An 8569-nucleotide genomic window follows, 5' to 3' on the forward strand; every position below is an offset into this window, starting at 1 on the left:
GCGGCAAGATGACGGTGCGAAATTCATCTTCAATAACCGGGGCGATTTTGCGGCCAAACTTTTCGTACGACTGCGCCACTGCCTTTTCCATCGTCTCTTCGATAAACTGTTCACGAGTTAACGAAACAGAAACAGCTTCTGCCGCATGGTCTGCTTGGGAATGCTTCCAATCGGGAGACGGGGCGTCATCTGACGGCGGCTCTTTGGCCGCGAGCAGCGAAGCGGGCGGTGTGACGAGTCCAAACGTGCAGACGGTAATGGCGGCAACAAGCGTTTTTCGAAGCCAAGACGGCAGCTTCATCGCCTTCACCTCCCACTACCGCCGATCAGCGGCTAAAGACGCAAACAAACCGGTCGCTTTTAATTTGGCGACCGCCCGGCGCAACACCGCCTCCGGCTGGACGAGGGCGATGCGCACATAGCCCTCGCCGCTTGGCCCAAACGCGTGCCCGGGCGTGACGACGACGCCCGCTTGGTCGATGAGCGCCTTCGCAAACGAAAGCGATGTAAAGCCGTCCGGAATTTTCGCCCACACGAACATACCGGCTTGCGGACGGTCAACCGACCAGCCGATGTCGGCCAACCCGTCAACGAGCGCATCGCGGCGCGATTGATAGATCGCGCGGCTTTCGGCGCAAAAGTCGGCCCCATGACGCAGCACTTCGGCCGCCGCTTTTTGAATCGGCCAAAAGACGCCATAATCCAAATTCGACTTAAACTCGGCGAACGTGCGAATCACCTCGGCATTTCCGCACAAATAGCCGACCCGGCAGCCGGCCATGTTGTAGCTTTTGGACAACGAATTGATCTCCACGCCAACGTCCTTTGCGCCTGGAACAGAAAGAAAACTCACCGGTTTGTTTCCGTCATAATACAGCTCGCCGTAAGCAAAATCGGACACAACGAGAATATCGTACCGCTTCGCAAACTCGACTACTTCGCGATAAAACGATTCTGTCGCTATAGCTGGAACTGGATTTCCAGGGAAGTTGATAAACATGATTGTCGCCCGTTTGGCAATGTCCTCCGGGATCGCACGCAAATCCGGCAAAAAGCGGTTTTCCTCCCTCAGCGGCAGAAAATACGGCTCCGCTTCCGCCATTGCCACCCCCGCCGCATACGCCGGATACCCGGGATCCGGCAATAAAATGACATCCCCCGGGTCGGCGAACACCATCGGCAAATGCACGAGCCCGTCCTGTGATCCGATGACGTACGTTACTTCCGTCTCCGGATCGAGCACGACGCCATGCGCCGTGCGATAATAGTCGGCGACCGCTTCACGAAACTCGCGAATGCCCCTTAATGTGTAGCCGTACGCATTCGGCTCGTTGGCGTAGCGGGCGATCGCCTCACGCACAAACGGCGCCGGGGGCAAATCCGGGCTGCCGACGCTTAAATCGATCCACTCGTCATGAAGATGGCACCGCTGTTGGCGATACGCCGCCAATTCGGCAAAAATCGATGCAGAAAATGCGTTCATTCGTTTCGCCCTTTTCATCGTCTTTCCTCTCCCTTGCCAAAACAAAAACCGCTTTTCCTTTTCACTTTTGGTTGGTATATACTATGATTACATGAATAGTGTATCATATGTTCAAGGGGAAAACATAGACAGAAAGGCGGGAAAACAGCGATGACAACCATCTTTTTTGCGGCCAGCCTCATTACGTTGTTGTATTTCATTTACAGCTGCATCGCCAATGCCTGACGGCGGCAGCGAAAACGGAGCTCCGCACAGGAGCTCCGTTTTCTTTCAGTCGATTTTCGTTTTTTTGCGCGCAGAATCAAGCTCGTAGGCGCATGTTTCCGTTTGCGTCGTGCCTTGTCCCCTCACCTCCGGGGCGCTGACGCCCGTTTTCGAACGGTCTTTTTTCCGCTTCGGCACGCCGATCACCTCCGCCCTTATCGTTCCCCGGCGCCGGCAGTGGTATGCAAGGCCTGGGAAGGCATAAGGCATCAGTTACAATATTTGTCAAACGCAGCCAAAATGTTTTCCATCACGTCCTCCATCGAGTGAAACTCGATGTCTTCGCGCGGGATAAAATGAACAACTTCCTTTCCTTTTAAGAGCGCCATCGACGGCGAGGACGGCGCATAGCCGACAAAGTACTCGCGCATTTTCGCCGTCGCCTCTTTGTCTTGGCCGGCGAATACCGTCACAAGATGATCCGGCTTTTTCTCGCTCCTAAGCACCGCCTGCGTCGCGGCCGGGCGCGCCAGTCCGGCGGCGCAGCCGCACACTGAGTTGACAAAGACAAACGTCGTTCCTTCCACTTGTTCCATAAACTGCTCGACTTCCTCACTCGTGCGCAATTCGCGGAAACCGGCGCGGACGAGCTCATCGCGCATCGGCTGCACGAGCTGACGCATATATTCTTCATATGCCATCGACATGGCCATCATCCCTCCATATGATCATCGTTGTGCTATCAGCATACTATACTTCGCACGAAAAAATCAATGAAGACGGCTGCCAGCGGCAAGTGAAAAGCCGATGGCCGGGGGAAGACGCCCCTCCAAATCAGCGCCGGCTGGGAAACAGCCGCAAACCCGAAAATGAAGTGGCTGCCGTCAGTGACTGCAGCGTGGAACATTCAAATAGAATGAACGTATCTTGAGCACAACCGTGACGACTTAACAAGAATCGCTTTTTTGGCCAAAGAAAGAGACGCGCCGGCCGGCGTGCCTTTTTTTATTTCTCCGTCTTGTTCTCTTTTTTTCGACTTTCCGTCATTTGCTTCCAGACGGAGCCTTTTCGCCTCTTCGCCGCCTTCAATCCGTTCGATCGCCATTTTCACTTGCAAACTGACCTCAAATTCCGGATCGTTTTCCGCCGCTTTTAACGCCGGCAAGGCCGATTCATCGCCGACTTCGTACAAAAACATAGCCGCGCGCCAACGAACGAGCTTGCTTTCGTCCTTGAGCGCCTCGATCATGGCCGGACTGGCGTCCGGGTCGCCGATGTCGGACAAACAGTCGCCGGCAGTGCGGCGGACAGCGACAGCCGGATCTTTTAGCGCTTTGTACAAATACGGAGGCACCTTTTTCCCGCCGATCATGCCAAGGTATGCCGTCGCCAGGCGGCGAATCGCCATTTTTTCATCCTTGAGCGCCTTGGCCAACACCGGGATATCGTCCTCGGTCGGCTCGGCCATCTGTTCGAGCGCGGCATACCGTTTGCGCCAATCCGGGTCATCGAGCATCTCGCTCGTCACTTTGAGGCTTGGACGCTTTTGCACCGTTTTTTCCTGCTCGCCGCGGCGGAACATGTTGACGATCCGCTCCAGCCGCTCGGGCGGATAGGCTGCCGACAGCTCATCGACGGCAAGCGTTACCCCTCCTTGCCTTACAGCAGCTTTTCAATTTCCTTTCTCAGCTCGCTTGGCTTTGTTTGCGGTGCGAAACGAGCTACAACCTTGCCGTTGCGGTCGACCAAAAACTTCGTGAAATTCCATTTGATCGCCTTTGTTCCCAATGCCCCCGGCGCCTCTTCTTTCAAATATTGAAACAGCGGATGGGCGTGATCGCCATTCACATCCACTTTCGCAAACAGTGGGAACGTCACACCGTAATTCAACTGGCAAAATTGTTCAATTTCCTCTTCCGTCCCCGGCTCTTGGCCGCCGAACTGGTTGCACGGAAAGCCGAGCACAACAAACCCGCGATCGCGATATTCGCCATACAGCTCCTGCAGTTCTTTATACTGCGGGGTGAAGCCGCAACGGCTCGCCGTGTTGACAATCAACAGCACGTTGCCTCGATAGACGGAACGCGGTTGTTCCTCTCCGCGAATCGTTTTGACGCTGAATTCATACACACTCATCGTTCTCACCTCACCCCCATCATAGCCGACTTCTTCGTTTGTTTCCACTTTTTGCACCGTTACTGGCCGGCAAATGGCTGCAGCTGTTCGAGCGAGGAAATCATATACGGCACCATTTCCGGTAAATCGGCCGCGTTTTCTTCGTAAATGAGGCGGGCAAATTCGACCACGGCTTCATTTTCATACGAGCCGCGTTCATGCGGAAACGGAAAGCGGAGCGTTTGCCGAATGATTCGCTCCTTGCCCCAAATCGTCCGCAGCGTTCCTTCGATAAGCGCACAAACGGACAGGCGGCGCACCGGCAAGGCGAACGAGACCGCAAGCCGGCAGCCGGCCTGGTCGTGATGGAGCCGTTCATTCACCAGTTCGGCAAAATCGATCGCAAGCCGCACCGTGCAGACGACCGGCGGTTCAGGCGCACCGGCCTGTTGAAAGGAAATGGCGTACTCGCGCGACAGGCGGGCCAAATCGGCGAGATCGCGGCGGTCGGTGACGGCAATGCGCCCTTGCAAGTCGGCATCATAGACGGCTCCTTCCAACACCGTTTTTAAATTGTCAAAGGCGGTCGGATCCAATCGGGATTCCCCCTTTTTGTTCACAAGCTGTTTTAAGGTCAAAAAATCAATTGAAGAATGTTGACAAAGTTTTTATAATTAAGGTATTTAGTAACGAGACGGAAACGGAGGGGACACCATTGCCAATCAACATTCCAAAAGACTTGCCGGCGAAAGAAATACTCGAACAAGAAAACATTTTCGTGATGGACGAAGAACGGGCGTATTCGCAAGACATCCGTCCGCTCAACATCGTCATCTTAAACTTGATGCCCGAAAAAGAAAAAGCAGAGACACAGTTGCTGCGGCTGCTCGGCAACTCGCCGCTGCAAGTGAACGTCACCTTTTTGCGCCCGGCGACCCATGAGCCGAAAACGACAAGCAAACATCATTTAGAACAATTTTACACGATTTTCCCGCACATTCGCCATCGCAAGTTCGACGGGATGATCATCACCGGAGCGCCTGTCGAGCAAATGCCGTTTGAAGAGGTCAACTATTGGGGAGAATTGACGGAAATTATGGAATGGACGAAAACGAACGTCACGTCAACGTTGCACATTTGTTGGGGGGCACAAGCTGGTTTATACTATCACTACGGCATTCCGAAATACCCATTGCCGGAAAAATGCTTCGGTGTGTTCAACCATACGGTGGAAGTGAAAAACGTAAAACTATTGCGTGGTTTTGACGATGTGTTCCGCATGCCGCACTCCCGCCATACAGACGTCAAGCGCGAAGACATCGAAAAAGTGCCGGATCTCACCATTTTGTCCATGTCTGACAAAGCCGGCGTTTGCCTCGTCGCATCGAACGACGGGCGCCGCATTTTCTTAACGGGCCATCCAGAATATGATGCGACAACGCTCAAAGAAGAATATGAACGCGACTTGGCGAAAGGGCTGCCGATTCGCATCCCGGAATCATACTTTCCCAATGATGACCCAAGCCAGCCGCCGCTGAACACATGGCGCTCGCATGCCAATTTACTGTTTGTCAACTGGCTGAACTATTACGTGTATCAAGAAACGCCTTATGAATGGGAATGAAATCAATATATGCAATCATTTCACTTGAACCATCCCGAAAAAACGCCTTGCTGAAACATATGAAAGGCGTTTTTCTCATTTTGGCCGATTGTTTTCGTGTTTCGACAATCGTCCTGTTCTTTTAGTTTTTTTTGACATACAATACGATAGATTCCACCAGGAGGTGAACATGATGGGCGCTTGGCATGGAAACAGCTTTGCGTTGATTGTCGTTCTGTTTATTTTGTTGATTATTGTTGGATGTGCCTGCTTGGGCGGATATGCCTACTAACCGAAATCACTGATTGCCTTCATCCGGCCGGCTTGCAGCGGGAACACGAACGCTTCCCGCTTTTTTTATGCTGGGCTGTAGACAACCATGCATAGGAATGAAGGCATCGTCCATGCTAAACGTATGACAACGGCAGCCAAAGGAGGTGGAGCTCATGACGAAACGCCCAAACAACGGCAGCCGCAATCAAAACGCGCCAACGCAAGATCCGATGGCCTTGCTTCGCGGCCCGGTTTCCGGCGATAACAGCAAAGGATGTCGGCAAAACAAAATCCAAAATGACAAAACCGATGAAAATGCCTAACCTGCAAAAAAGCGGCTAAAAAACGGCCGCTTTTTTGCTTCTAAAATTCAATCCCTTTCATCGCGGTCCTTCCTTGTTCATAGTCATGCCTGACCAACTTCATTTCCGTAACGATATCGGCAGCCGCCATCAACTCCGGGCGCGCCGCGCGCCCCGTGATGACAAGATGGAGCGACGGCGGGCGCGTGCGGATCAGCTCGAGCACTTCGCTGACTGATACGATATCTTCAACGGGAAAGCGGTCAATGGCCAACACATTGTTCAGTTCATCGAGCACAATCATATCATACCGTCCGGAATACACATATTCTTTGGCCACCGCCCAGGCACGCTTCAATGCTTCCCGGTGGATGTCCGGCGTTTTCGTCCATGTGAAGCCGGCGCCGAGCTGACGGACGTCGACGCCAAGGCGCTCTAGGGCTAACTGCTCGCCGTATGTTCGTTCCGGCGATTTCAAAAACTGCAAAACCGCGACGTTCATTCCCCGACCGACGGCACGCAGGGCAAGCCCCAATGCGGCCGTCGTTTTTCCTTTTCCGTCGCCCGTATAAACGATGACACGCCCGCTACGACGAGGCGTCGGCATCGACCACGCCCCCTTGCCGCTCCGGAAACCATTGGAGCGTCTCACGCAGACGAACGACATCGCCGATGATGATGATGGCCGGATGGGAAATGCCCGCCTGTTCCACCTCGTCTGACAGCGTCGAAAGCGTCGCCGCCACGGTGCGCTGCCGCTCGGTCGTCCCCCATTCAATGATGGCCGCCGGCGTATCCGACGGCTTTCCGGCCGCCATCAAACGGCCGCAAATATCCGACAAGTTGGCCGCTCCCATGTAGACAATGATCGTATCGCATCCTCGAGTCAGCGCCTCCCAATCGATCCGCTCACTCCGATGCCCGCTGACGATCGCCACCGAGGCGGCGTAATCACGGTGGGTGACCGGAATGCCGGCGTACGCCGGCACAGCGATGCCGGATGTCACCCCTGGAACGATTTCAAACGGAATTCCGGCTTTCACCAACACTTTCGCCTCTTCACCAACGCGGCCAAAAATGCATGGATCGCCGCCTTTTAAGCGGACGACCGTTTTGCCTTGTTGCGCATGCCAAACGAGCAGCTCGTGAATTTGTTCTTGAACGGTGTCATGTTTTCCCGGCTCTTTGCCGCAGTAAAGAACCTCAGCGCCCGGCTTTGCGTAGCGCAGCAGCTTCCGGTTGATGAGCCGGTCGTAAATAATGACATCCGCCCGCTCTAGGCATTCGCGGCCGTAAACCGTGATGAGCTTTTCATCGCCCGGCCCGGCGCCGACTAAATACACTTTGCCGATGGTCATTTCCCGTTCTTCCCTTTCGCATCAGCGGTGGAAACGCCTGCCGAAGCGAACGTCGCCATTTCGTTCACCATCGCCATTGCTGAAATCAAGAGCGGAAACGCTACCGCCGCGCCGCTTCCTTCACCAAGGCGCAGGCCAAGATCCAAAAGCGGCTCTTTCCCAAGCAAACGAAGGGCTATGCTGTGTCCCGGCTCTTCGGAACGATGGCCGGCAATCATATAGTCTGTGACGTTCACGGCAAACTGGCGGGCCACAAGGGCAGCCACCGTGCAAATAAAGCCGTCAAGCAAAATCGGAATGCGCCGTTCAGCGGCTGCCAACATCGCCCCGGCCATAGCCGCAATCTCCAACCCGCCGATTTTCGAAAGCCATTCAACTGGCTTCGCCGGATCCGGCCGATGAAGCAAGAGCGCCCGTCGGATCACGTCCCGTTTATGGGCAAGCATTTCCTCCTTAATGCCGCTTCCTTTGCCAACGATGCGCTCAAGCGGCTCCTCGGAGAGCGTGGCCAATAAAGCGCTCGCAGCGGTTGTATTGCCGATGCCCATTTCGCCGACAATAAGCGTACGGGCGCCTTGTTCAATGATGGATGCCGCCTGCTCGTAACCGACATGAAGCGCCTGTTCGGCCTCGGACGGCGTCATCGCTTCCGTTTTGGCGAAATTGTTCGTTCCCGGGCGCACCTTTTTCTGAATGACGCGCTCATCAGCAATCGGCACGGCGACACCGACATCAATCACCTGAAGCAACGCGCCGATTTGCCGGCTGAAGGCGTTGATCGCCGCTCCGCCGTTGGCAAAGTTGTACACCATTTGCGCCGTCACTTCGGCCGGATAGGCAGACACCCCTTCTTCCGTGACGCCATGATCGGCCGCAAACACGAGCACTCCGGGCGGAGTGACGCGTGGGAGCAGCTCTCCAGTCATACCGGCAAGCGCGGCCGCCACTTCTTCCAGACGGCCGAGGCTGCCGGGCGGTTTCGTCAGCTGATTGATGTAATCACGTGCTTGTTCCACCATTTCACGGCGGATCGGTGGGATGGAAGCATTCATCACGGTCGCACCATATCCCCATCAAGCGGGAATAGGCGCTTCCTCCCTCTAGAAATGTTGATTTATCAAGGCTTTTCGGCCCCTCAGGGGTGTCCAAAAAATATTTTTCGACAAAATCCCTTACATCCTTTTTCAGTTTTGTGGATATCTTACAGACCTAGGGTGCGCTTCGCGGCCAC

General features: G+C 54.6%; 12 protein-coding genes and 1 pseudogene. 3 read left to right on the plus strand and 10 right to left on the minus strand.

Going from position 1 to position 8569, the window contains the following annotated elements:
* The 7 genes and pseudogenes from IKE44_RS04685 to IKE44_RS04715 form a co-directional block, all read right to left on the minus strand.
* The coding region (locus IKE44_RS04685; RefSeq protein ID WP_483299805.1) for a YpjP family protein at window positions 1-295 on the minus strand (295 nt) is incomplete at its 3' end.
* Window positions 296-316: 21 nt separating this feature from the next.
* Window positions 317-1501 carry an LL-diaminopimelate aminotransferase gene (locus IKE44_RS04690; RefSeq protein ID WP_049624521.1) on the minus strand — a complete coding sequence of 395 codons (1185 nt, stop codon included), beginning with the start codon at window positions 1499-1501 and terminating at the stop codon, window positions 317-319.
* 252 nt (window positions 1502-1753) lie between these two features.
* Entirely contained in the window at window positions 1754-1885 is a 132-nt protein-coding gene (locus IKE44_RS04695) for a YuzL family protein (protein ID WP_080706497.1), read from the minus strand.
* Between the two features lie 71 nt (window positions 1886-1956).
* Window positions 1957-2394, minus strand: a complete 438-nt coding sequence (locus tag IKE44_RS04700; RefSeq protein WP_033010047.1) for a BrxA/BrxB family bacilliredoxin — start codon at window positions 2392-2394, stop codon at window positions 1957-1959.
* Between the two features lie 298 nt (window positions 2395-2692).
* Window positions 2693-3323: pseudogene (locus IKE44_RS04705) on the minus strand (HEAT repeat domain-containing protein); the annotation flags it as partial.
* Window positions 3324-3346: 23 nt separating this feature from the next.
* Window positions 3347-3823 carry a glutathione peroxidase gene (locus IKE44_RS04710; RefSeq protein WP_287465165.1) on the minus strand — a complete coding sequence of 159 codons (477 nt, stop codon included), beginning with the start codon at window positions 3821-3823 and terminating at the stop codon, window positions 3347-3349.
* Between the two features lie 59 nt (window positions 3824-3882).
* The gene (locus tag IKE44_RS04715) at window positions 3883-4398 is read right to left on the minus strand and encodes a hypothetical protein (RefSeq protein ID WP_049624522.1); all 516 of its coding nucleotides are present in this window, start codon (window positions 4396-4398) and stop codon (window positions 3883-3885) included.
* Window positions 4399-4517: 119 nt separating this feature from the next.
* On the opposite strand from IKE44_RS04715, the gene metA reads away from it, so the two are divergent.
* The 3 genes from metA to IKE44_RS04730 all read left to right on the plus strand — a co-directional run bounded on the left by metA (window position 4518) and on the right by IKE44_RS04730 (window position 6001).
* Window positions 4518-5426, plus strand: a complete 909-nt coding sequence (metA, locus tag IKE44_RS04720) for a homoserine O-acetyltransferase MetA (RefSeq protein ID WP_033014069.1) — start codon at window positions 4518-4520, stop codon at window positions 5424-5426.
* A 172-nt stretch (window positions 5427-5598) separates the two neighbouring features.
* On the plus strand, window positions 5599-5697 hold the full coding sequence (locus IKE44_RS04725; protein WP_011231280.1) for a YjcZ family sporulation protein: 99 nt from the start codon (window positions 5599-5601) through the stop codon (window positions 5695-5697).
* A gap of 154 nt (window positions 5698-5851) precedes the next feature.
* On the plus strand, window positions 5852-6001 hold the full coding sequence (locus IKE44_RS04730; RefSeq protein ID WP_287465162.1) for a hypothetical protein: 150 nt from the start codon (window positions 5852-5854) through the stop codon (window positions 5999-6001).
* Window positions 6002-6041: 40 nt separating this feature from the next.
* On the opposite strand, the gene cobO is transcribed toward IKE44_RS04730, so the two are convergent.
* From cobO to cobT, 3 genes are read right to left on the minus strand one after another with little or no spacing between them, the layout of a single operon-like run.
* Window positions 6042-6587, minus strand: a complete 546-nt coding sequence (cobO, locus tag IKE44_RS04735; protein WP_121678246.1) for a cob(I)yrinic acid a,c-diamide adenosyltransferase — start codon at window positions 6585-6587, stop codon at window positions 6042-6044.
* Window positions 6568-7338 carry a uroporphyrinogen-III C-methyltransferase gene (cobA, locus tag IKE44_RS04740; RefSeq protein WP_121678245.1) on the minus strand — a complete coding sequence of 257 codons (771 nt, stop codon included), beginning with the start codon at window positions 7336-7338 and terminating at the stop codon, window positions 6568-6570. The genes cobO and cobA overlap by 20 nt, the downstream gene beginning before the upstream one ends.
* Window positions 7335-8390: a nicotinate-nucleotide--dimethylbenzimidazole phosphoribosyltransferase gene (gene cobT / locus IKE44_RS04745; protein ID WP_049624525.1), complete on the minus strand. Its 1056-nt coding sequence runs from the start codon at window positions 8388-8390 to the stop codon at window positions 7335-7337. The genes cobA and cobT overlap by 4 nt, the downstream gene beginning before the upstream one ends.
* Between the last annotated feature and the right edge of the window lie 179 nt (window positions 8391-8569).

Origin of the sequence: Geobacillus sp. (genome assembly GCF_017515625.1) — a bacterium.
GTDB lineage: Bacteria > Bacillota > Bacilli > Bacillales > Anoxybacillaceae > Geobacillus > Geobacillus stearothermophilus.